This window comes from Pelomonas sp. Root1237 (assembly GCF_001425055.1).
In the GTDB taxonomy this organism is placed as follows: domain Bacteria; phylum Pseudomonadota; class Gammaproteobacteria; order Burkholderiales; family Burkholderiaceae_C; genus Pelomonas.
This window is the reverse complement of record NZ_LMDK01000020.1, coordinates 39,049-61,869: the sequence shown is the minus strand read 5'-3', so window position 1 is coordinate 61,869 and position 22,821 is coordinate 39,049. Positions and strand designations below refer to the sequence as shown.

At 67.1% G+C, this 22,821-nt stretch carries 22 protein-coding genes; 18 read left to right on the top strand and 4 right to left on the bottom strand.

Going from position 1 to position 22,821, the window contains the following annotated elements:
- Window positions 1–45 precede the first annotated feature (45 nt).
- The 10 genes from ASC91_RS25100 to ASC91_RS25055 all read left to right on the top strand — a co-directional run bounded on the left by ASC91_RS25100 (window position 46) and on the right by ASC91_RS25055 (window position 8,810).
- A complete protein-coding gene (locus ASC91_RS25100) occupies window positions 46–630 on the top strand; it encodes a hypothetical protein (protein ID WP_056203791.1) in 585 nt (194 codons plus the stop codon).
- A gap of 13 nt (window positions 631–643) precedes the next feature.
- Entirely contained in the window at window positions 644–1,660 is a 1,017-nt protein-coding gene (locus ASC91_RS25095; RefSeq protein WP_082532995.1) for a sensor histidine kinase, read from the top strand.
- Window positions 1,657–2,406 (top strand): LytTR family DNA-binding domain-containing protein, encoded by a 750-nt coding sequence (locus ASC91_RS25090; protein WP_056203785.1) that lies wholly within the window; start codon window positions 1,657–1,659, stop codon window positions 2,404–2,406. The genes ASC91_RS25095 and ASC91_RS25090 overlap by 4 nt, the downstream gene beginning before the upstream one ends.
- A gap of 231 nt (window positions 2,407–2,637) precedes the next feature.
- The gene (gene urtA / locus ASC91_RS25085; protein ID WP_056203781.1) at window positions 2,638–3,888 is read left to right on the top strand and encodes an urea ABC transporter substrate-binding protein; all 1,251 of its coding nucleotides are present in this window, start codon (window positions 2,638–2,640) and stop codon (window positions 3,886–3,888) included.
- 113 nt (window positions 3,889–4,001) lie between these two features.
- Complete coding sequence (gene urtB, locus ASC91_RS25080) at window positions 4,002–5,543, top strand: urea ABC transporter permease subunit UrtB (protein ID WP_056203778.1); 1,542 nt, start codon at window positions 4,002–4,004, stop codon at window positions 5,541–5,543.
- The gene (gene urtC / locus ASC91_RS25075) at window positions 5,540–6,586 is read left to right on the top strand and encodes an urea ABC transporter permease subunit UrtC (protein ID WP_056203775.1); all 1,047 of its coding nucleotides are present in this window, start codon (window positions 5,540–5,542) and stop codon (window positions 6,584–6,586) included. The genes urtB and urtC overlap by 4 nt, the downstream gene beginning before the upstream one ends.
- Window positions 6,583–7,416, top strand: a complete 834-nt coding sequence (gene urtD, locus ASC91_RS25070) for an urea ABC transporter ATP-binding protein UrtD (protein WP_056203771.1) — start codon at window positions 6,583–6,585, stop codon at window positions 7,414–7,416. Before urtC ends, urtD begins: the two co-directional genes overlap by 4 nt.
- A gap of 1 nt (window position 7,417) precedes the next feature.
- Window positions 7,418–8,110 (top strand): urea ABC transporter ATP-binding subunit UrtE, encoded by a 693-nt coding sequence (urtE, locus tag ASC91_RS25065; RefSeq protein ID WP_056204481.1) that lies wholly within the window; start codon window positions 7,418–7,420, stop codon window positions 8,108–8,110.
- 182 nt (window positions 8,111–8,292) lie between these two features.
- On the top strand, window positions 8,293–8,520 hold the full coding sequence (locus ASC91_RS25060; RefSeq protein ID WP_056204477.1) for an addiction module protein: 228 nt from the start codon (window positions 8,293–8,295) through the stop codon (window positions 8,518–8,520).
- Window positions 8,517–8,810, top strand: a complete 294-nt coding sequence (locus ASC91_RS25055) for a type II toxin-antitoxin system RelE/ParE family toxin (RefSeq protein WP_056203768.1) — start codon at window positions 8,517–8,519, stop codon at window positions 8,808–8,810. Before ASC91_RS25060 ends, ASC91_RS25055 begins: the two co-directional genes overlap by 4 nt.
- Window positions 8,811–8,817: 7 nt before the next feature.
- On the opposite strand, the gene egtD is transcribed toward ASC91_RS25055, so the two are convergent.
- The gene (gene egtD, locus ASC91_RS25050) at window positions 8,818–9,792 is read right to left on the bottom strand and encodes an L-histidine N(alpha)-methyltransferase (RefSeq protein WP_200955339.1); all 975 of its coding nucleotides are present in this window, start codon (window positions 9,790–9,792) and stop codon (window positions 8,818–8,820) included.
- On the bottom strand, window positions 9,789–10,931 hold the full coding sequence (egtB, locus tag ASC91_RS25045; RefSeq protein ID WP_056203765.1) for an ergothioneine biosynthesis protein EgtB: 1,143 nt from the start codon (window positions 10,929–10,931) through the stop codon (window positions 9,789–9,791). Before egtB ends, egtD begins: the two co-directional genes overlap by 4 nt.
- Before the next feature lie 143 nt (window positions 10,932–11,074).
- On the opposite strand from egtB, the gene ASC91_RS25040 reads away from it, so the two are divergent.
- Genes ASC91_RS25040 through ASC91_RS25030 form a run of 3 tightly spaced genes read left to right on the top strand, consistent with a single transcriptional unit; the run spans window position 11,075 to window position 13,853 of the window.
- A complete protein-coding gene (locus ASC91_RS25040) occupies window positions 11,075–12,094 on the top strand; it encodes a TRAP transporter substrate-binding protein (RefSeq protein WP_056203762.1) in 1,020 nt (339 codons plus the stop codon).
- Complete coding sequence (locus ASC91_RS25035; RefSeq protein WP_056203759.1) at window positions 12,091–12,546, top strand: TRAP transporter small permease; 456 nt, start codon at window positions 12,091–12,093, stop codon at window positions 12,544–12,546. The genes ASC91_RS25040 and ASC91_RS25035 overlap by 4 nt, the downstream gene beginning before the upstream one ends.
- Before the next feature lie 26 nt (window positions 12,547–12,572).
- Complete coding sequence (locus ASC91_RS25030; protein WP_056204472.1) at window positions 12,573–13,853, top strand: TRAP transporter large permease; 1,281 nt, start codon at window positions 12,573–12,575, stop codon at window positions 13,851–13,853.
- On the opposite strand, the gene ASC91_RS25025 is transcribed toward ASC91_RS25030, so the two are convergent.
- Both ASC91_RS25025 and ASC91_RS25020 read right to left on the bottom strand, forming a co-directional pair.
- Entirely contained in the window at window positions 13,825–14,223 is a 399-nt protein-coding gene (locus ASC91_RS25025) for a VanZ family protein (RefSeq protein WP_056203756.1), read from the bottom strand. The two genes, ASC91_RS25030 and ASC91_RS25025, sit on opposite strands and share 29 nt — an antisense overlap.
- 21 nt (window positions 14,224–14,244) lie before the next feature.
- Window positions 14,245–16,569 carry a hypothetical protein gene (locus tag ASC91_RS25020; protein WP_157282086.1) on the bottom strand — a complete coding sequence of 775 codons (2,325 nt, stop codon included), beginning with the start codon at window positions 16,567–16,569 and terminating at the stop codon, window positions 14,245–14,247.
- A gap of 142 nt (window positions 16,570–16,711) precedes the next feature.
- On the opposite strand from ASC91_RS25020, the gene ASC91_RS25015 reads away from it, so the two are divergent.
- The 5 genes from ASC91_RS25015 (at window position 16,712) to ASC91_RS24995 (ending at window position 22,809) form a co-directional block, all read left to right on the top strand.
- Window positions 16,712–17,089: a hypothetical protein gene (locus tag ASC91_RS25015; RefSeq protein WP_157282083.1), complete on the top strand. Its 378-nt coding sequence runs from the start codon at window positions 16,712–16,714 to the stop codon at window positions 17,087–17,089.
- Between the two features lie 125 nt (window positions 17,090–17,214).
- A complete protein-coding gene (locus ASC91_RS25010) occupies window positions 17,215–19,308 on the top strand; it encodes a 3-hydroxyacyl-CoA dehydrogenase NAD-binding domain-containing protein (protein WP_056203745.1) in 2,094 nt (697 codons plus the stop codon).
- 30 nt (window positions 19,309–19,338) lie between these two features.
- On the top strand, window positions 19,339–20,514 hold the full coding sequence (locus ASC91_RS25005) for an acetyl-CoA C-acyltransferase (protein ID WP_056203742.1): 1,176 nt from the start codon (window positions 19,339–19,341) through the stop codon (window positions 20,512–20,514).
- A 5-nt stretch (window positions 20,515–20,519) separates the two neighbouring features.
- Complete coding sequence (locus ASC91_RS25000; RefSeq protein ID WP_056203739.1) at window positions 20,520–20,945, top strand: PaaI family thioesterase; 426 nt, start codon at window positions 20,520–20,522, stop codon at window positions 20,943–20,945.
- A gap of 55 nt (window positions 20,946–21,000) precedes the next feature.
- The gene (locus ASC91_RS24995) at window positions 21,001–22,809 is read left to right on the top strand and encodes an acyl-CoA dehydrogenase (protein WP_056203736.1); all 1,809 of its coding nucleotides are present in this window, start codon (window positions 21,001–21,003) and stop codon (window positions 22,807–22,809) included.
- The last annotated feature ends 12 nt before the right edge of the window (window positions 22,810–22,821 follow it).

Here is a 22,821-nt window from a genome sequence, read left to right as displayed (position 1 = left end):
GTCGCGCGCGTCGCGATGCTGCGCCATCCCTTACCTGGAGACGTCATGAAAGCTCTTGTCCTGTCCCTCGCTCTCGCCTTCACCGGCATTGCCCATGCCCAGCATGGCGGCGCGGCGCCCGCAGCGGCCACCGCGCCGGCCGAAGCTGCGCAGTTCGACTTCCTCGTTGGCCAGTGGGAGCTGGAGGTGGCACCCAAGGTCGGTGGCCTGGCCGCGATGATCCACGGGGCGCCCAAGTTGATGGGCAGCTGGAAGGCCTGGAAAGCCTTCGACGGCTACGGCCTGGATGACGAGCTGCGCATCTTCGATGCGTCGGGCAACCCGACGTCGCTGAACTACAGCCAGCGCATCTTCGACGCCAAGACCAAGCGCTGGCTCATCAGCGGCCTGGACGTCTACCGCGCGCGCTTCGGCAGCAGCAACGGCCAGTGGCAGGGCGGTGAAATGCTGCTCGAGGGCAGTGGTCAGAACGCCGAGGGCAAGCCGATGCTGACGCGCACGCGCTTCATGGACATCACGGCGGAGCGTTTCAAGATGCGCCAGGACCGCTCCTATGACAATGGCGCGAACTGGGAGGAGGGGACGCTGACCATCATCGCCAAGCGCACGTCGCGCAAAGCAGTTAGATAGGCGCGGAGCAGGAATGGGCAGAGCCTGGATCTGGGTGCAATGGCTGATCGGCTGGCTGCCGGTAGCAGCGCTGTTCGCGGTGCTGATGATGACCGTGCATGGCGCCGGCATTCACGAGGCGCTGCATTACTCGCTGCGTCTGATGGCGACGGCGGCCGTGCTCGGCCTCGTCGTGCACCGGGTCACCGCTCGCCTGCCCTGGCCGCATCCGATGCGGCTGGCCTTCATCGCCAAGCATGCGCTGGGTGCGGCCCTGTACGCCGTGGCTTGGGTGCTGGCCAACAGCATCGTCGAGAGCGTGAGGGTGGGCAGCATCGTTCTGGTGGTGGGCCCCGGCATCGCGGCCTATCTCGTCACCGGCGTGTGGTTCTACGTGATGATCGCCGGCGTCGCCTACGCCCAGCGCGCCGCGGCCCGCAACGCGCAGCTCGAAGCGCTGCAGGCGCGCAGCCAGCTGGCAGCCTTGCGCGCCCAGCTGCATCCTCACTTCCTGTTCAACGCGCTGCACACCGTGGTGCAGCTGATCCCACTCGACCCCGAACGCGCCACGCGCGCGGCCGAGCAACTTGCGGCCCTGCTGCGCGCGAGCTTCGACAACCCGCGCGAGTTCGTCACGCTGCGCGAGGAGTGGGCGATGGTGCAGCTTTATCTGGACATCGAGGCCATCCGCTTCGGCGAGCGCCTGCGTGTTGTCACCGAGTTCGAGGACGCGGCGCTGAACGAGCTGCTGCCGAGCTTCGCGCTGCAGACGCTGGTGGAAAACGCGGTGCGCCACGGTGCCGCGCCGCGGGTCGAGGCGACGACGGTGCGCGTCACTGCACGCGTCGAAGGCGAGACCCTGTTGATCGCCACGGCTGATGACGGCATGGGCGCTGAGCCCGCCGCGCTGGAGACCGGCGGCACCGGCCTGCGCCGGCTGCGCGAGCGGCTGGGTTGGCTCTACGGCGCCAGCGCTTCACTGACAGTGCAGACGGCGCCTGGCCGGGGCCTGCGCGTCGAACTGCGCCTGCCGGTGAAGGACGAGGCATGACGGCCGCTGTCACCGCCCTGATCGCCGACGACGAGCCCGTCGCCCGTGCCGGCCTGCGCCATCTGCTGCGCGGCCTGTCCTGGCTGCATTGCGTGGGCGAAGCGGCCGATGGCCCGGCGGCGCTGGCCGAGATCCAGCGCCTGAAGCCCGAGCTGGTCTTCCTGGACATCCAGATGCCGGGTCTGCTGGGCACCGAGGTGCTGCGCCGCCTGGCGGCGTCCGGCACGCCACCACTGGTCATCTTCACGACGGCCCACGCTGAACACGCCATCACGGCCTTCGAGCTGGGCGCGCTGGACTATCTGCTCAAGCCCTTCGGCGCTGAGCGGCTCAATGCCACGCTGGAGCGTGTGCGCGCCGCCCTGGGCGAGCCCTGCCCACCGGCGTTGGAGCGACTGGCCGAGCTGCTCGGGCGCGGCCCGCTGACACGCCTGTTCGTGCGCAGCGGCGCGGCCATCGTGCCGGTGGCCGTGGCCGAGGTCAGCCACTTCGAGGCAGTGGGCGACTACGTCGCCGTGCACGCCGGCGGTGCCGAGCACTTGCTGCATCTGGCCCTGGCGCGGCTGGAGGAGAGGCTGGACGCCGAGCGCTGGGTGCGCATCCACCGCGGTTGCATCGTCAACTTGGATGCGGTGGCGCGCTTCCGGCGCCTGGCCAATGGCCAGCTCAGCGCCGAACTGAAGGACGGCCGGGCGTTGATGGTCAGCCGAAGCCGGTCCCAGGTCTTGCGCGGCTTGGCTGGCTAGGGTCTACCCGCAAGCCACAAATCGGGGCATGACCAGCCCTGTTTTCGTGCAATAGCCCAATGCTGCAGTACACCAACGGTGCGAATCGCACCGCGACAGGGCTGTCATGGGCCGTGAACGTGCGACCGGCCGGGCGATCGCCGGGTGTGACGAAGTGCACGAAGCTGGCACGAGGCTTGCGCTCATGCCCTCCGGCTACCCGACCCTCACATCCAACCTGGAGGAATACCGATGCTTCGCCGTTCCGCTCTTGCACTGGCCACCGCTGCCACCCTGCTCCCCCACGCCGCCTTTGCTGCCGACACCATCAAGGTCGGCGTGCTGCATTCGCTGTCCGGCACCATGGCCATTTCCGAGACCGTGTTGAAGGACACCGTGCTGATGGCCATCGACGAGATCAACGCCAAGGGCGGCTTGCTCGGCAAGAAGCTGGAGCCGGTGGTGGTTGACCCGGCCTCCAACTGGCCGCTGTTCGCCGAGAAGGCCAAGCAGCTCATCTCGCAGGACAAGGTCGCCGTCGTGTTCGGCTGCTGGACCTCGGTGAGCCGCAAGTCGGTGCTGCCGGTCTTCGAGCAGACCAACGCGCTGCTGTTCTACCCGGTGCAGTACGAGGGTGAAGAGCTGAGCAAGAACGTGTTCTACACGGGTGCCGCACCCAACCAGCAGGCCATCCCCGCCGTCGAATACCTGATGAGCAAGGACGGCGGCGGCGCCAAGCGCTTCGTGCTGCTGGGCACCGATTACGTCTACCCGCGCACGACGAACAAGATCCTGCGCGCCTTCCTGAAGAGCAAGGGCATCCCCGAAGCCGACATCATGGAGGACTACACCCCCTTCGGCCACGCGGACTACCAAAGCATCATTGCCAAGATCAAGAAGTTCGCCGCCGAAGGCAAGAAGACGGCGGTCATCTCCACGATCAACGGCGACTCCAACGTGCCCTTCTACAAGGAACTGGGCAACCAGGGCCTGAAGGCGACCGATGTGCCGGTGGTGGCCTTCTCGGTCGGTGAGGAAGAGCTGCGCGGCGTGGACACCAAGCCGCTGCAGGGCCACCTGGCCGCGTGGAACTACTTCATGTCGATCAAGGCGCCCGCCAACGACGCCTTCATCAAGAAGTGGAGCGACTACGCCAAGGCCAAGGGCATCGCCGGCCACAAGGACAAGCCGCTGACCAACGACCCGATGGAAGCCACCTACATCGGCATCAACATGTGGGCGCAGGCCGTCAAGAAGGCCGGTAGCACCGACACCGACAAGGTCATCGCCGCCATGGCCGGCCAGACCTTCACGGCACCTTCGGGCATCACGTCCAAGATGGACGAGAAGAACCACCACCTGCACAAGTCGGTCTTCATCGGCGAAGTGAAGGGTGACGGCCAGTTCAACGTGGTGTGGAAGACGCCCGGCCCGGTCAAGGCCCAGCCGTGGAGCCCCTACATCCCTGAGAACAAGGGCAAGAAGGACGAGCCCACGAAGTAAGCCGCAGCAAAGCTGCGGCGCGCCGTCCGACCGGCCAGGCCGGGTTGGGCGGCGCCCACTGGAGAGGCGCGCGTGCTGTCGCACCGCGCTGGTTTTGACTCGGCTGGGCCTTCATGATCAAGCGACTTCTTTTCGGTTGGCTGCTGGCGCTGTGTGGCCTTCAAGCCTGGGCTGCGTTGCCACCCGAGCTGCTCACCCGCATCGCTGCGGGTGAGGGTGACGAACGTGTCGCCGCCCTGAACGAGGCCGTGGCCCAGGCTGACCCGGCGCTGGCGGACTATCTGCATGCCCTGCTCGACGGCCGCGTGCGGCTGCGCGAGGGCAAGGCGGTCGTGGCCGCCGAGGGCGCCGCGCCGCCAGAGGGCGACGAACCCATGCTGAACAACCGCCTGCGCCGCGAGATCGACTCGGCCCTGGCCGGGCTGGCCCTGCTGTCCAAGGATCGCGACACGCGCGCCAAGGCGCTGGCGACGCTGCGTGAGGACGCCAGCGCCGCCAAGCTGCCGCTGTACGAGCGTGCGCTGGCGGCCGAGACCGATGCGGACCTGCGCGGCCAGTTGAGTGCGCTGGTGGCAGGCGCCAAGCTGTCGTCAACGGACGCCGCACAGCGCCGTGCCGCTGCCGTCGAGCTGGCCGGCAGCGCCGACCCGACGACGCGGGCCCTGCTGCTGGATCGCATCGGCAGCGAGACCGATGCCTCCACCAAGGCCGCGATGAAGAACGCCATCGACGCCATCGGCGACCGCCTGGCCTGGGGCGAGCGCGCGCAGCTGCTGTTCTCGGGCTTGAGCCTGGGCTCGGTGCTGCTGCTGGTGGCGCTCGGCCTGGCCATCACCTACGGCCTGATGGGCGTCATCAACATGGCGCACGGCGAGCTGCTGATGGTGGGCGCCTACGCCACCTATTGCGTGCAGCAGGGCTTTCGCGCCTGGCTGCCCGCCGCCTTCGATTACTACCTGTGGCTGGCGCTGCCCGCCAGCTTCATCGTCGCGGCCCTGGTCGGCGCAGCGATGGAACGCACCGTCATCCGCTGGCTCTACGGCCGGCCGCTGGAGACGCTGCTGGCGACCTGGGGCATTTCACTCGTGCTGATGCAGGCCGTACGCACGCTGTTCGGCGCGCAGAACGTGGCAGTCGAGAACCCCACCTGGCTGTCCGGCGGCTGGGCGCTGCTGCCCAACCTGACGCTGCCCTACAACCGTCTGGCCATTCTTGGATTTGCAGCGCTGGTGCTGGTCGGCATGGCTTTGCTGCTGGCCAAGACGCGTTTGGGCCTGATGGTGCGTGGCGTCACGCAGAACCGCCGCATGGCGGCCTGCGTGGGCGTCAACACCGCCAAGGTCGACACCATGGCCTTCGCGCTCGGCTCCGGCATCGCGGGCCTGGCCGGCTGCGCACTGAGCCAGATCGGCAATGTCGGCCCTGACCTCGGCCAGAGCTACATCGTCGACGCCTTCATGGTCGTCGTGCTCGGCGGCGTGGGCCAGCTTGCCGGCACCGTCTACGCGGGCCTGGGCCTTGGGGTGCTGTCCAAGCTGCTGGAGGGTTGGCAGGGCGCTGTGCTCGCCAAGATCGCGCTGCTCATGTTGCTGGTGCTCGTCATCCAGAAAAAGCCACAAGGCCTGTTCGCGTTGAAGGGCAGGTCGGTCGAATGAAGAAGACGTTGCTCATCGCGGTGGCCCTCGTGCTGCTGTTCGTGCCCTTGCTGCACCTCGCTTTCCCGCCCGGCCACGCGCTGCACTTGAGCGAGTTCTACGTGGGCCTGCTCGGCAAGTTTCTTTGCTTTGCCATTTGTGCCCTGGCCTTGGACCTCATCTGGGGTTTCGGCGGCATCCTGTCGCTGGGCCATGGGCTCTTCTTTGCCCTGGGTGGCTATGGCATGGGCATGTACCTGATGCGCCAGATCGGCCGTGAAGGCCAGTACCAGTCGGACCTGCCGGACTTCATGGTCTTCCTGAACTGGAAGGAACTGCCCTGGCACTGGGCGCTCAGCGATTCGCTGGCGGGGCAGATCTTCCTGGCGTTGGCCGTGCCCGGCCTGCTGGCGGCGGTGTTCGGCTACTTCGCCTTCCGCTCGCGCATCCAGGGTGTGTACTTTTCCATCATCACGCAGGCGCTGACGGTGGCGGCCATGCTGCTCTTCTTCCGCAATGAGACGGGCTTTGGCGGCAACAACGGCTTCACCGATTTCAAGCGCATCGCCGGCATGCCGCTGAACACGCCGGGCATGAAAGTCGGTCTGTGCATCGCCAGCGGCCTGGCGCTGATTACTTGCTACCTGATCGCCCGGGCACTGACAAAAAGCCGCTGGGGCCGCATCCTGCAAGCCATCCGCGACGCCGAGGGTCGCGTGCGCTTCCTCGGCTATGACCCCGTCGCCTTCAAGCTCAGCGCCTACGTGATCTCGGCCGTCATGTGCGCGCTGGCCGGCATCCTCTACGTGCCCCAGGTCGGCATCATCAACCCCGGCGAGATGAGCCCGGCGGCCAGTATCGAGATGGCCATCTGGGCAGCGGTCGGCGGGCGCGGCACGCTGATCGGACCGGTGCTCGGTGCCTTCTTCGTCAATGGGACGAAATCGGTCTTCACGGCCTGGTGGCCGGAGGGCTGGCTCTATATCCTCGGCGGGCTCTTCATCGCGGTGACGCTGTTCCTGCCGCAAGGCTTGATGGGGCTGGCGAAGAGGTTCAAGAAATGACACCAGAACTTCTTGAGGCGGGCGCTGAGGCACGCTCCCGTGCCATTACCCGCTTCGCCACGTCTGGCGAGCCGGTTTTCAACCAAGGTGTTGCGCTCTACGTCGAAGACCTTAAGGTCGCCTTCGATGGCTTCCAGGCGCTGGGCGGCTTGTCGTTCACGGTGGGCGTGGGCGAACTGCGCTGCGTCATCGGCCCCAACGGTGCCGGCAAGACGACCACCATGGATTGCCTCACCGGCAAGACGCGGCCCGACAGCGGGCGCATCTTCTTCGGCAGCAACCTGAACCTGCGCTTGATGAGCGAGCAGCAGATTGCCCGCGCCGGCATCGGCCGCAAGTTCCAGAAGCCGACGGTGTTCGAGGCGCTGACCGTGGCTGAGAACCTGGAGCTGGCTCTCGCCGGTGATCGCCGCGCGCGCTTTGCAATGCGCGCCAAGCTGAATGGCGAACAGCGTGATCGCCTGGATGAGCTGTTGAAGACGGTTCATCTCGCCGACGAGCGTGAACGCGTCGCCGGCCTGCTGAGCCACGGTCAGAAGCAGTGGCTGGAGATCGGCATGCTGCTAGCGCAAGACCCCAAGCTGCTGCTGCTCGACGAGCCCGTCGCCGGCATGACTGACGAGGAGACCGAGCGCACCGCCGAGCTGTTCCTGAGTCTGGAGGGCAAGCATTCGCTCGTCGTCGTCGAGCACGACATGAACTTCGTCGGCACGCTGGCCGGCGCGCATCGCACGGTCACGGTTTTACATGAAGGCAAGACCTTGGCCGAAGGCACCATGGCCGCCGTGCAGTCGGACGAGAAGGTGATCGAGGTGTACCTTGGCAGATGACATCTTGAAAGTGCAGGATCTGCACAAGCACTACGGCGGCTCTCACATCCTGCGCGGCCTGAGCTTCGACCTGAAGCCCGGTGAAATCACGGTCGTGCTGGGTCGCAACGGTGTCGGCAAGACGACGCTGCTGAAGAGCCTGATGGGGGTCGTGCCTGTCACGTCCGGCAGCATCACGCTGGACGGCGAGGCAATCAACAAGCTGAAGACGCACCAGCGCGTTCGCGCAGGCCTCGGCTACGTGCCGCAGGGCCGCGAGATCTTCGGGCGATTGACGGTCATGGAGAACCTGCAGATGGGCCTCTCCAGCCAGCCCGCCGGCACGCCACTGCCCAAGGAGCTGTTCGAGCTGTTCCCCGTGCTCGACAAGATGCGCTCACGCCGCGGCGGCGACCTGTCCGGCGGCCAGCAACAGCAGCTCGCCATCGCCCGCGCGCTCGCGCCCGGCCCCAAGGTGTTGCTGCTGGACGAACCGACCGAAGGCATCCAGCCCAACGTCATCCAGGACATCGGCCGCGTCATCAAGCACTTGGCCCACGACAAGGGCCTGTCGGTCGTGCTCGTCGAGCAGTTCTACGACTTCGCCGAAGAGCTGGCCGACCAGTATTTGCTGATGCAGCGCGGCGAGATCGTCATGCGTGGGCGGGGCAAGGACATGGCGGCGGATGGGGTGCGGGAGAGGTTGGCGATCTGAGATCGCTGCCAATCGATTCCGTGTTCTGACGCGGCAGAACGCTATATCGCCGGGCTCCAGTAGGGGTGAACGCAGTGAACCGCATCGCCGACCGCATCATGCATCGTTCGGGTTCGCAGTGCCCGAACGGAGTTGTGGCAAGCTACCCAAACTGCCCAAGCTTCGGGCCCCAGGGGATGCTCATGACGACCGCTCTCGAAACCCTTCAAGCAGAAGTACTGCGACTATCGCCAGCCGATCGCGCGAAGTTGCTGGATCGATTGATCGCCAGCCTGGACGTGGACGCTGGCGTTGAGGCTGCTTGGGACAAGCTGGCCGACGAACGCGAGCAAGAGCTTGAAGTCGGCACCGCCAACGCCGTGCCCGTCGATGTGGCCGTCGCCAGACTGGAAGCCCGCTTTCCCGGATGAAGGTCACACTGCATCCGGCCGCAGAGCAAGACGTCCACGAAGCCGCCGCCTTCTACGAGCGTGAGGGCTCGCCCATCGTGGCAGCCCGTTTTGTTGCAGAGTTCAAACGGCTTGCTGCCCTGCTCCTTGAGCATCCCGACATCGGCTCGCCACGCTCAAATGGCCGACGCGGTTTCGCCATGAGCGTCTTTCCATACACCGTTGTCTATCGCGTGATCGCGGACGAGGTCAGGATCATCGTCGTCAAGCACGACAGCAAGCGCCCGGGTTTTGGTGGGAGGCGCGCATAGCGCTGGCCTATTTGCTGCTCTCTGCCTCCAGCCACAGCACCGCAAACCACCCGTTCGCGTCCGTCCACACCTTGCCTGGCTTGAAACCCGCGCGCTCGGCCAGGGACTGGAAGCCCGAAACCGTGTATTTGTGTGAATGCTCCGTGTGCAGCGTTTCGCCCTCGTGGAAGGTGTAGACCTCCCCACCCAAGCTCAGCTCCAGCGGCCGCGTCGCACGCAGATGCATCTCGATGCGTCGGTAGGCCGGGTTGTAGAAGGCTAGGTGCTCGAAGCCGTCCGGTGGGAACTCGGCGCCCAGTTCCTGCCGGGCGCGGTGCAGCAGGTTCATGTTGAAGGCTGCTGTCACGCCGGCCGCATCGTTGTAGGCCGCATGCAACGTGCCGTGGTCCTTCACGAGATCGATGCCGATCAGCAGGCCACCGCCGGCCAGTTCGCCCGCGGCCAGACGCAGGAAGGCGTCCGCCTCGCTCGGCGTGAAGTTGCCAATGCTGGAGCCAGGGAAGAAGCCGACACGGCGGCTGCCCTCGGGGCAGGGCGGCAGCGTGTGCGGGCGCGTGAAGTCAGCCACCAGCGGCTGGATGGCCAGGCCCGGGTAGTCGCCCGCGAGGCCGTCACAGGCCGCCAGCAGGTGCGGGCCCGAGATGTCCACCGGCACGAACTGCACGCTGTCGCGCGGGATGGCGTCCAGCAGCAGGCGCACCTTGCGCAGAGCGCCGGCACCGTATTCGACGAGCTGCACCTGGCCGCCCATCTGCGCGGCCATGTCGTCCGCATGCGTCTGCAGCAATGACAGTTCGGTGCGCGTCGGGTAGTACTCGGGCAGGTCGCAGATCTGCTCGAACAACTTGGAGCCGGTCTCGTCGTAGAAGTACTTGGGCGAGATCGCCTTGGGCGCGCGGCTCAGCGCCGCGTGCAGGTCGGCCGCGAACTGCTCGTTGTCGGCCGAAGCGCGGGGCTGGCGCCATTCAATTCCTGGTTTCATCTTGCGAGCCTCACTCCACTGAACTGCCAGCGTGCGGCCGGCGGGAAAAAATTGCGGTAACTCGGTCGTGCGTGGCCCAGCGGGGTCGCGAGGCTGCCGCCTCTCAATACCTGCTGCCCCACCATGAACTTGCCGTTGTATTCACCAACCGCGCCCGCCGCGGGTTTGAAGCCGGGGTAGGGCGCGTAGCTGGAGCGAGTCCACTGCCAGGCCTGATCGGCGGCCAGCGCGAAGCCCGGCAATCCGCATGCCGCCTCCCACTCGAACTCGGTCGGCAGCCGCGCGCCGGCCCATTCGGCAAAGGCGCAGGCCTCGTAAAAGCTGAGCTGCATGACAGGCGCGTCGGCATCCAGCGGTTGCACGCCATGCAGGCCGAACACACTGCCGTCCTCCAGCCAGTAGGCCGGCCGCTGCCAGCCTTGCGCCTGTACCGCGGCCCAGCCATCGGACAGCCACAGCAGCGGCTCGCGGTAGCCGCCCGCGTCGATGAAGTCTTCGTACTCACCGCAGGTGACGAGGCGGTTGCTGATCTCGAAAGGCGCGAGCAGGGCCTGGTGGCGCGGGCCTTCGTTGTCGAAGGCAAAGCCGCTGCCGCCATGGCCGATGTCGACGATGCCGCCAGCGTGCTTCAGCCAGGCCTGATCGGGGGCGACGGCCTTGAGCGGTGTTGACACGTCGTAGGCCGGCAGCAGTGGGTTGCAGGAAAAGGCGTGCAGGATGTCGGTCAGCAGCAGCTCCTGGTGCTGCTGCTCGTGGTGGCAGCCCAGTTCGATCAGCCGGCGGGCATCGTCGCCAGCATGTGGCAGCAGGTCGGCCAGGGCGGCGTCCACATGGCGGCGGTAGGCCTTGACCTCGTCCAGGCTGGGCCGGCTCAGCAGGCCGCGTTGCGGGCGCGCATGACGCGGGCCCAGGCTCTCGTAATAGGAATTGAAGAGGCGCGGCCAGCGCTCGTCGAAGACGCAGTAGTCCGGCAGATGTGGCAACAGCACCAGGGTCTCGAAGAACCAGGTCGTGTGGGCCAGATGCCATTTGGTAGGGCTGGCGTCGGCCATGGACTGCAGCTGGGCGTCCTCGTCCGACAGGGGCGCGGCAAGGGCGAGCGAATGGGCTCGGGTGGCGCGGAGCAGCTCGGTCAACATGGGTGGCACCGTATCGCAAACTACTGCCAACGGTATGTCAGTGCAGGGTCTTTGGCTGTAGGACACCCCCCCTAGGGTGGGTGCGGGGATGTCAGCAGAGCCAATTCCCCTAGGATCGCCGCCATACAACAAGGAGACCGGGCATGAAAGCAATCGCCTTCATCGCCGCCCTGCTGGCCGCGACCGCGGTGCAGGCCAACGAGCCGATCACGCTCAAGGTGCATCACTTCTGGCCGCCCGGCGCCATGCCGCCGACACAGATCCTGGCGCCCTGGTGCGACAGGATCGCGGCGGACTCCGGCAACCGCCTGAAATGCCAGGTCTACCCGGCCATGCAGCTCGGCGGCACGCCGGCCCAGTTGATCGACCAGGTCAAGGACGGTGTCGTTGACATCGCCTTCACGCTACCGGGCTACACGGCCGGGCGCTTTCCCATCATGGAGGTGTTCGAGCTGCCCTTCATGACGAATTCCGCCGAGGCGGCGTCGCGCGCAGCCTGGGACTTCTATGGCAAGTACGCCGTCAAGGAGTTTGCCGCGGTCAAGCCGCTGATGTTCGCGACGCACGACGAGGGCTATCTGCACACCCGCGAGCGCCAGATCAAGACGCTGGCCGACTTCAAGGGCCTGAAGTTGCGCGCGCCGACGCGCCAGACCAACAAGCTGCTCAGCAGCCTGGGTGCCTCACCGGTCGGCATGCCGCTGCCGGCCGTGGCCGATGCGGTCAGCAAGGGCACCATCGACGGCTTTGCGCTGCCCTGGGAGGTCATCCCCTCGGTCAAGCTGCACGAGATGGTCAAGTACCACACCGAGACCGACCCGAGCCGGCCGGCGCTGTACAGCGCGGTCTTCATCCTGGCGATGAACCCGGCCAAATACGACAGCCTGCCGGCCGACCTGAAGGCCGTCATCGACAGGAACTCCGGCGCCGCCCTGTCACAGGCCGCCGGCCGCACCTGGGATGCCAGCCAGGCGCCTGGCCGAAAGCCGGCGGTGGACCGCGGCAATGTCTTCTACACGGTGCCGGCTGCCGAGGTGGACAACTGGATCAAGGCCAGCCATCCGCTCTACGACGATTGGGCCGCCGACATGGACAAGCGTGGCCTGCCCGGCAAGCAGATGCTGAGCGAAGCGCAGGCGCTGCTGGCCAAGTACAAGAAGTGAAATGGCTTGGGAAGCTGGCGGCAGTATTTGCGCTGCTGGGCGGCGTCTGCGCGCTGCTCGTCGCCGGCATGACGCTGTGGAGCGTCATCGGCCGCAACCTGTTCGCCAGCCCCGTGCGTGGTGATGTGGAACTGAGCCAGATCGGCATCGCGCTGGCGATCGCGCTGTGCCTGCCCTGGTGCCAGCTGCGGCGCGGCAACATCATCGTGGACTTCTTTACCCAGGCTGCACCCGAGCGCGTCAATGGCGCGCTGGACCGCTTCGGCGCGCTGCTGCTGGCCGTCATGCTGGGGTTGCTGGCCTGGCGCACCGGCATGGGCGCGGCGGCGGTGGACGAGGCCGGTGAGCAGACCATGATCCTGGGCCTGCCGATGTGGTGGGCCTACGCCATCCTGGCGCCGGGCCTTGCGCTGACGGCCGTCATTGCTGTCGCGCAGGCGGTCAAGAAGTGACCGCCGGCCTGGTCATCTTCGGCCTGATGCTCGCGCTCATGGCGCTGCGCGTGCCTATCGCCGCGGCCATGTTCATCCCCGGCGCCCTTGGCTATGCCTGGCTCAGCAACGACGCGGCGCTGCTGAACCTGATCAAGGGCTCGGCCGTCGCACGCCTCACCGTCTACGAGCTGTCGGTCATTCCGCTCTTCCTGCTGATGGGCCAGTTCGCCACGCAGGGGGGGCTGTCCAGGGCGCTGTTCCGTGCCGCATCTGCCTGGGTCGGCCACTGGCGCGGCGGCCTGGCCTTTGCGGCCATCCTGGCGTCGGCCGCTTTCGGCTCGGTCTGCGGCTCGTCGGTGGCCACCTGCGCCACCATCACCCAGGTGGCCTACGGCGAGATGAAGGCCGCGGGCTATCACGGGCGCCTGTCCACTGCCGTGCTGGCGACGGGTGGCACGCTGGGCATTCTGATCCCGCCGTCGGTGCCGTTGATCGTCTACGCCATCCTGACCGAGCAGAACATCGCCAAGCTGTTCGCCGCCGCCTTCATCCCCGGCCTGATCGCAACCGCCGGCTATCTCGCGGTCATCGCCATCACCTGCCGGCTGCGGCCCCATCTGGCCGTGCCGGGACCGCGCCACAGCTGGAGCGAGCGCTGGCACGCTCTGCTGGGCGTATGGCCGCTGCTGGCCATCTTTGTCGTCGTCTTTGGCGGCATCTACGGTGGCCTGTTCAGCCCGACCGAGGGTGCCTCCATCGGCGCGCTGGCGACGCTGACCAGCGGCCTGCTGTCGGGCGAGCTGCGCGGCGATGGACTCAAGCGCGCGCTGCTGGGCACTGCCGAGACGACGGCCATGGTCTTCATGATCTTCCTCGGCGCCGACATGATGAATTCGGCCTTGGCGCTGACGCAGATGCCCGCGCATCTGGCGCAGTGGGTGGGCGGGCTGCCCGTGCCGCCGCTGGCCATCGTCGCCGGCGTGCTGGCCTTTTACGTGGTGCTGGGCTGCGTGATGGACGAGTTGTCGATGCTGCTGCTGACCATTCCCGTCATCTTCCCGACCATCATGGGCCTGGACCTGTTCGGCCTTGCGCCCGAGCCCAAGGCGATCTGGTTCGGCATCCTGGTGCTGATGACGGTGGGCATCGGCATGCTGGCGCCGCCGGTGGGGCTGAACGTCTATGTCGTCAACGGCATGGCGCGCGACGTGCCGATGAACGAGACCTACAAGGGCGTCATGCCCTTCCTGGCCAGCGACGTGCTGAGGTTGCTGCTGCTGCTGTTCGTGCCCGCCGTCACCGTCGGCGTGCTGCGCTGGCTGTGATGGGCCAGGCCGCCAGCAGACCCAGGGCGATGCCGACGCTGTCGGCCACCACGTCATGCCAATCGGCCTCGCGCGGTGGCAGAAAGCTCTGCGCGATCTCGATGCCAATGCCGTAGCCGACCAGCGCGATCACCAGCCAGACCCATTGCCGCGGCCGCTGCGAGACGGGCCACATGGCCCAGACACTGCTGAAGGCCAGCGCGGCAAAGGCGAGGGCATGGTTGGACTTGTCCCAGCCGGTGGTGATGGTCTTGGGCGGTGCCGGGCTCAGGGCCAGGCAGGTGATGACGATGAGCAGGACGGCGAGCAAGGCGCGCCACAGCGCGCGGCGCTGCGGCGCGGTGCAAAGGTGCAGGAGAAAGCTGGGCATGGGGGCCGCATTGTGACGGCCCTATTTCATCTGCAGCATCCAGCCCTTGGCCTGGCGCAGATGGGCCACCAGCTGGGCCTGCGCCGCGCCGACGGCCGGGTCGGTGGCATTGAGCTTCTCCAGCAGTGCCGAGTCGATCAGCTCGCGCGAGGCCGAGTTCAGCATCCAGTTCATCGACGGCTGGCGCTGGCCTGGCAGTGCAGGCATGCGCAGCTCCGCCACCTGGCCGCAGCCGCCGATGCGCTTGATGAGCTCGACTGCCGAGTCCCGCGCGCGGGCGTCGTTGCTGTTCAGGATGCCCTGCGCCGGCGCGACCACCTCGTTCAGGCCCATGTGCGTGGCGCGGTAGCGGCGCCCGTCCAGCGGCTGCGCATCGGCAGCCGTGGGTGCGTCGCGGCACAGCCAGTCGTCGACCTGCGAGGCGCTGTTGACCAGCAGCAGCAGGCGCAGCCGCGAGCGGTCCAGGACGCCTTGGGCGGCACAGTTGTCCTCGGGCTTGCAGGCCTTGAGCCGCCCGCTGGCTTCGAGGTCGCGCAGCAAGTCGGAGAGCAGCAGTGTCGCGCTGGCTTCCACGTAGCCGCCATCGCCCAGACGGTCCCAGACGCGGCCGACATCGCCGTTCTCCTCATCCCTGTGCGCCTCCTTGAAGATGACGGCTGCGGCAGGGCTGATGTAGGGGAAGCGGGCGCTGTTGTGCACGGCCTGAGCCAGCGTCATGCGCTCGACCTCCAGGCCGAGCGAGGGGTCGAGCAGGTCGATGCCGTCGCCACCGGCCAGCAGGAAGTCGGACTGGTAGACCCGCTGGCCGCGCGACAGGGCTGTGGCGTTCATGGCCAGCAGCGGCAGCCATTCGGCGTCGGTGGCGCGGCCGTGCAAGGCCGTCATCGCCTCGCCCCAGGGGTTGGGATGGGCGGTCGGGCGCAGCGGACATTGCTGGGCCAGGCTCCTGGGCCAGTCATGCGTCCAGACCTTCTCCAGGCCGAGAGATCGGTCCGCGCCGGCGACGGCCAGGGGCAGGAAGCGCTGCACCAGGTCGGGGTAGAGCATGTCGCCGACCGGCGTGGAGAGATGGTCGCGGCCAGTGAAGTCGCGCACCAGCTTCCAGGGCGTGCAGTTGGCAGCATCGACCGCCTGGCGGCGCGCGTCCACGGCGGCGACGAAGCTGGCCGCGCCCAGGGCCCCGCCCGACGTGCCGCTGATGGCGAAGACCGAGTCGGCGAAGTTGACGCCCTGTTGTTCACCGAGATCCTGCAGGCGCGCCAGCGATGCGCTGCCCCAATACGCCGCGCGCGAGGCGCCGCCGGCCACGGCGACGATCACGAGCGGCCGCTTGCCGTCCGCGCCCACGGTGCGCAGCCAGGTTTGCACCCAGGCGTCGGCCGGTTGGCGGGCGGCGATGGCATTGCGAGCGCTGCGCTCAGGGTCGGCCACACGGTGGTTGTCGTTCAGCGGGGCAAATGCCACGAAGAGCAGCAGCGGCAACGGCGTCAGCGGCATGCGTATCAACGCCTTGGGTGCATAGGTCAGCAGGATGCCGCCAAAGACGATCCAGCTGCCCATGGCCAGCAGCACCAGGGCCGGTGAGCCGATGGCGCGCGCCGTGGCCTCGGGCCAGGCCACGAGGGCGGCGAACACGCCCCATTGCAGCAGCAGCACCAGCGCGACGAGCACGCGCGACGGCGTGCTCATGCGGTCCTCACGCTCCAGCAGCGCGATGGCCTCGCGCCGGCCATCCAGGGCGAGGCAACGCGCCAGCCACGAGCCCGTGCCGAGCTTGAGCAGCCAGGCGCGCCGCTTCCAGACAAAAAGGGCCAGTCCCGCCGTGACGGCCAGCAGCGCGACGCCGATGAGGCGCTCGCGCGTCTGCACCAGGAAGAAGATCGCGATGGGCAGGCCGCCGCCGAGGATGAGCCCGCGCGGCAGCCAGCGACGCAGGCCGTCGCCAAAGCGCGGGTTCATGCACTCGCCCAGCGTGTCGGGCTTGAAGCGGCGGTCCAGCAGCAGGCGGCTCACATACCAGGCCAGCAGCAGCCACAAGCCGAAGGCGAAGACGAGGAGGGCGGTCTGTGCGCTGCCCACTTCCAGCGACAGCAGCGTTTCGCGGGCCTGTTCCAGGCCGAGCAGCACGGCGACGCCGGCGATGACGATGACGACGGGAAAGGCGCACAGGCCCAGCACGCGCAGCAGATAGAGCATCCAGGGCACATCGCCCTCGGTCGTGGATGCCGTGGAAGGCGGCTCGGGCGGTGGAGGAGGCGCGGGCTCCTCCGACTTTGGCGGCGGCGGCGGGGAAAACTGCGGCGGCGGCGCGGGATCGCGGGGTGGGTAGACGACCGGAATCAGCATGGCCCGCACTCTAGCCGGGGGGCGCTGGGCGTCCAAGGGCGAGACGGAGCGGTGGCGACTCGTGACAAACCCTGGCAAGACAGGCGTTGCGCCGTCAGACCGATACAGTGCCAACGGACAACGGTGTCAGGGGAGAGAAAAAATGGACAACGGTCAACTGTTGCAGCTGGTGGGCAGCTTTGCTGTGGGCGGTTTGGTGGCGGGAGGTGCCGTCTACGCCTGGGCAGCCAAACGAATCAAGCGCGAGCATGAGCGGGTGATGCACGTGGAGCAGTCCCGCCAACTTGGCGCCCAGCAGCTCACCCAGGCACGCAAGCAGGTGGAGCAGCTGCAGCGCGATTGCCATGAGCTGCGCCTGGCAGTGCGGCCCGCGCCGCGCCAGGCTCCTGCACCTGTTGCCCCCCTGGATGCCGCCGAGGCCATGCGCCGCTATGCCGAGGCCAAGCTGCAGCCGCCAGCGGAGCCGGAGGCGGCCAAGGCGTTCAAGGACACCGTGGTCCTGCCCAAGTCCCAGTACTGAGCCCTTCACGGCCTTGTCACTGCCGGGACAAGACTGCGCGGCGGGCGCTGCCTAGAATCGAACGGTCGTTCTATTCTGGGCCGGCTGCGCAAGGCGCGGTGGGCCCGCCAACTGAGGTCGTGCCCATGACAGCCCATTACGAAGTTCGCGGCAGCGTCGCCGTGATCACGCTCGACAACCCGCCGGTCAATGGCCTGGGTTTTGCCACCCGCGCCGCCGTTGCGGCCGGTGTGGAGCGCGCCGAAGCCGATCCGGCCATCACCAGCCTGGTCATCACCGGCGCCGGCAAGGCCTTCTCGGGCGGTGCCGACATCAAGGAGTTTGGCAGCCCCAAGGCCTTGGCCGAGCCGAACCTGCTGAGCCTGATCGCTGTCGTCGAGAACTGCAGCAAGCCGGTCGTCGCGGCCATCCACAGCGTCTGCATGGGCGGTGGCCTGGAGTTGTCCCTGGGCTGCCACTACCGCGTCGCGCAGACCGGCACCAAGGTCGCGCTGCCCGAAGTGAAGCTGGGCCTGCTGCCTGGCGCCGGCGGCACGCAGCGCCTGCCGCGCGCGCTGGGCGTGGAGCCCGCGCTGAACATGATCGTCAGCGGCGAGCCGGTCGAGGCGCAGATGCTGGCCATGGTCCCGGGCCAGAAGCTGTTCGACAAGATCGTCGACGCCGACGTGGTCGATGCCGCCGTCAAGTTCGCTGAAGAAGTCTCCGAGAAGCGCCCGCTGCCCAAGGTGCGCGACCTGAAAGCCCGCCACCCCAACGCCGAGGCCTACTTCCAGTTCGCCCGCAACATGGTGGGCGGCATGAGCAAGAACTTCCCGGCACCATTGCGCTGCCTGGAGACCGTGGCCAGTGCCGTCAACATGAAGTTCGACGACGGCATGCGCGCCGAGCGCGAGGGTTTCATGGCATTGATGCTGACGCCCGAGTCCAAGGCGCTGCGCCACCTGTTCTTCGCCGAGCGCGTGGCCAGCAAGATCTCCGACGTGCCCGAAGACACGCCGCTGCGCACCATCGCCAAGGTGGGCGTCATCGGCGCCGGCACCATGGGTGGCGGCATCTCGATGAACTTCCTGAATGCGGGCATCCCGGTCACCATCCTGGAGACCAAGCAGGAAGCCCTGGACCGCGGCGTCGCGACGATCAAGAAGAACTACGAATCGCAGGTCAAGAAGGGCAAGCTGAAGGAAGACAAATACGCCCAGCGCATGGCGCTCTTGAGCACGACGCTGAGCTACGCCGACCTGGGCGACGCCGACCTCATCATCGAGGCGGTGTTCGAGGAGATCGGCGTCAAGGAGGCCGTCTTCAAGCAGCTGGACGAAGTCGCCAAGCCCGGCGCCATCCTCGCGTCCAATACCTCGACGCTGGACGTCGACAAGATCGCCTCGTTCACCAAGCGCCCGCAGGACGTGGTGGGCATGCACTTCTTCAGCCCAGCCAACGTGATGAAGCTGCTGGAAGTGGTGCGCGGCAAGGAAACCGCCAAGGATGTGCTGGCGACGGTCATGGCCATTGGCAAGAAGATCAAGAAGACGGCTGTCGTGTCGGGCGTCTGCGACGGCTTCATCGGCAACCGCATGATCGAGCAGTACAGCCGCCAGGCCGGCTTCCTGCTCGATGAAGGCTGCACGCCGCAGCAGGTCGACAAGGCGGTCGAGAAGTTCGGCTTCGCGATGGGCCCGTTCCGCATGGGTGACCTGGCGGGCAATGACATCGGCTGGGCGATCCGCAAGCGCCGCGCTGTAGAGCGCGCCAACATGAAGTACTCGGCGAGCGCCGACCGCCTGTGCGAGCTGGGCCGCTTCGGCCAGAAGACCGGTGCTGGCTGGTACGACTACCTGCCTGGCAAGCGCGACGCGATCCCGTCACCGGTCGTCGACGAGATGCTCGCCAAGCACCGCGAAGCCATCGGCGCCAAGAAGCGCGACATCAGCGACGAGGAGATCGTGCACCGCCTGGTGTTCGCCCTCGTCAACGAGGCCGCGCATCTGCTGGAAGAGGGCATTGCCCAGCGCGCGTCGGACGTGGACATGGTCTACCTGACCGGCTACGGCTTTCCGATCTTCCGCGGTGGCCCGATGTGCTACGCCGACACCCTCGGCCTCTTCAACGTCATGCAGGCAATGAAGCGCTTTGCCAAGAACCCGATGGATGACGGTGCGTTCTGGACGCCCGCCCCGCTGCTGGCCCGCCTCGTGGCGGAAGGCAAGAGCTTCACTTGATCGCAGCGCGCGACTGACAAGGAACAAGACATGAGCAACGCACTGATCGTCTCCACCGCCCGCACGCCGCTCGCCAAGAGCTGGAAGGGCGCGTTCAACATGACCCATGGCGCGACGCTGGGTGGCCACGCCGTCAAGGCAGCCGTCGAGCGCGCCGGCATCGATGGCGGTGCCATCGAAGACGTGCTGATGGGCTGTGCCACGCCCGAAGGCGCCACCGGCTCCAACATCGCGCGCCAGATCGCGCTGAAGGCCGGCCTGCCGATCACGGTGAGCGGCGTCACCATCAACCGCTTCTGTTCCAGCGGCCTGCAGACCATTGCGATGGCCGCGCAGCGCATCATTGCCGGCGAGGGCGATGTCTACATCGCCGGCGGCGTCGAGAGCATTTCCTGCGTGCAGCAAGAGGCCAACAAGCACATGCTGGTCGACCCGGCGCTGATGAAGCTCAAGCCCGAGATCTACTGGAACATGCTGCAGACCGCCGAGAACGTGGCCAAGCGCTACAACATCTCGCGTGAGCGCATGGACCAGTACGGCGCCGGCAGCCAGCAAAAGGCCTGCGCCGCCCAGGCCGCCGGTAAGTTCGCCGACGAACTGATCTCAGTCACGACGACCATGGGCATGGCCGACAAGGTCATGGGCCTGATGAGCAAGGAAGTCACCATCAGCGCCGATGAGGGCCTGCGCGAAGGCACCACTTATGACGCCATCAAGGACCTGCGCTCCGCCATGCCCGGCGGTCTGATCTCGGCCGGCAACGCCAGCCAGTTCAGCGACGGTGCCGGCGCCTGCGCGCTGGTCAGCGAGCAATACGCGTCCACGCACAACCTCAAGCCCATCGGCCGTTTCCTCGGCTTTGCCGTGGCCGGTTGCGAGCCCGACGAGATGGGCATCGGCCCCGTCTTCGCCGTCCCGAAGGTGCTGAAGAAGCTCGGCCTGACGGTTGCCGACATCGACCTGTGGGAACTGAACGAAGCCTTCGCCGTGCAGGTGCTGTACTGCGCCGACACGCTGGGCATCCCGATGGACCGCCTGAACGTCAACGGCGGCGCGATTGCGGTGGGCCACCCCTACGGCGTGTCGGGCCAGCGCCTGACCGGCCATGCGCTGATCGAAGGCAAGCGCCGCGGTGCCAAGCGCGTCTGCGTGACGATGTGCATTGGCGGCGGCATGGGCGCGGCTGGCATCTTCGAAGTGCTCTGAAGACCATGGCCGTCTCGCCGGAGGTCTTCCTGCAGATGGGCCGCGAGATCCTGGCCAAGCAAGCCTTCAGCCGCCTGCTCGGCACGGAACTGGCGGCGCTGTCCCCGGGCAAGGTCGAGCTGCAGTTGGTGCTCAAGCCCGAGCATCTGCAGCAGCATGGTTTTGCGCATGGTGGCGTCGTCAGCTATCTGGCCGACAACGCGCTGACCTATGCCGGCGGCACGGCCATGCAGGTCGAGGTCGTGACGAGCGAGTTCAAGGTGAACTATGTGCGTCCGGCCGTTGGCGAACGCCTGATCGCCCGCGCCAGCGCCGACGCGGTCAGCAAGAACCAGGCGGTCTGTCGCTGCGAGATCTTTGCCGTCAAGGGCGGCGCCGAGAAGCTCTGCGCGCTGGCGCAGGGCACCATCGTCCGCGTAGCGGGCGACTGATCATGGCCGACCTGGGCATTGAGCCCACGGCCGTCACCACAACGGGATAGCAGCCATGCGCGACACCCTGGAGTTCCTTCTGTTCGACTGGCTGCGTGCTGGCGACCTCACCGCGCGCGAGCGCTTTGCCGACCATTCGCGCGAGACCTTCAGCGCCGTGCTCGACACCTGCGAGCGCATCGCCCGCGAGAAGTTCGCGCCGAGCTACAGGCTGATGGACACGGAGGAGCCGCGCGTGGTTGTGGATGAAGGTGGCGAGCGCGTGCACCTGCCCGCGGCGACGCTGGAGGCGGTCAATGCCCTGGTCGACTCCGGCATGATGGCTGCGGCGCATGACTACGAGCTGGGCGGCATGCAGCTGCCCTGCCTCGTCGAGACGGCCGCCAATGCCTTCGTCAGCATGGCCAACGTCCACGCTGGCTCCTACGGCGTGCTGACGACCTGCAATGCCAACCTGCTGATGGAACACGGCAGCGAGCGCCAGCGCGAGGTGTTCGCCAAGACGCTGCTGGCTGGCCAGTGGTTCGGCACCATGTGCCTGTCGGAGCCGCAGGCGGGCTCGTCGCTGTCCGATGTGGTCACGCGCGCCGAGCTGGAGGACGAGAACGACGCCCTCGGCCCGCGCTACCGCCTGCGCGGCAACAAGATGTGGATCTCGGGCGGCGAGCATGAGCTGCGCGAGAACATCGTCCACCTGGTGCTGGCCAAGATCCCGGGGCCGGACGGCAAGCTCATTCCGGGCACCAAGGGCATCTCGCTCTTCATCGTGCCCAAGCAAATGGTCGGCGAGAACGGCCAGCTGACCGGCGAGCGCAATGACATCGCGCTGGCCGGGTTGAACCACAAGCTCGGCCACCGCGGCACGACCAACTGCCTGCTGAACTTCGGCGAAGGCCGCTTCCAGCCGGAAGGCAAAGCGGGTGCCGTGGGCTATCTCGTCGGCAAGCCCGGCGAAGGCCTGCGCTGCATGTTCTTCATGATGAACGAGATGCGCATTGGCGTGGGTCTCGGTGCCGTCATGCTGGGCTATGCCGGCTACGAGGCCAGCCTGGAATACGCCAAGCAGCGTCCCCAGGGCAGGCCGATGACCGCGACGGGCAAGGACGCGGCCAGCCCGCAGCGGCCCATCATCGAACACGCCGATGTGCGCCGCATGCTGCTGGCGCAGAAGAGCTATGTCGAGGGCGGCCTGGCGCTGGAGCTGTACTGTGCCCGTCTCGTCGATGAGCTGAATACCGGCGACGCCAAGGCCGAGGCGCAGGCCCTGCTGGATGTGCTCATCCCCATCGCCAAGAGCTGGCCGAGCGAGTGGTGCCTGGAGTCCAACTCCCTGGCCATCCAGGTGCTGGGCGGCTACGGCTACACGCGTGATTTCCCCGTCGAGCAGTACTGGCGCGATCAGCGCCTGAACATGATCCACGAGGGGACGCATGGCATCCAGGCGCTGGACCTGCTGGGTCGCAAGGTGGTGCAGCAGGGCGGGGCGTCTCTCGCTGCTTTGGCCGCGCGAGTGCAGCAGACCATCGAGCGCGCGATGCAGACCGACTGGGCGCCGCAGGCCAACCAGCTGGCCGCAGCGTTGGCACAAGTGGGCGGCGCGACCAAGAAGGCCTGGAGCACGGGTGAGCCCGAAGAGGCGCTGGCCAATGCGACGCCGTATATGCAGGCCTTCGGCCACACGGTGCTGGCGTGGCTGTGGCTGGACGTGGTGCTGAGCGTCAGCGGTGACAGCGACTTCGCCCACGGCAAGCGCGCCGCGGCTCGCTATTTCTTCGCCTATGAGCTGCCCAAGATCGGCGCCTGGCTGGACGTCGTGGCGCGACGTGAGCCGTTGTGCCGCGAAATGAAATCCGAATACTTTTGAGAAGCTGGAGAC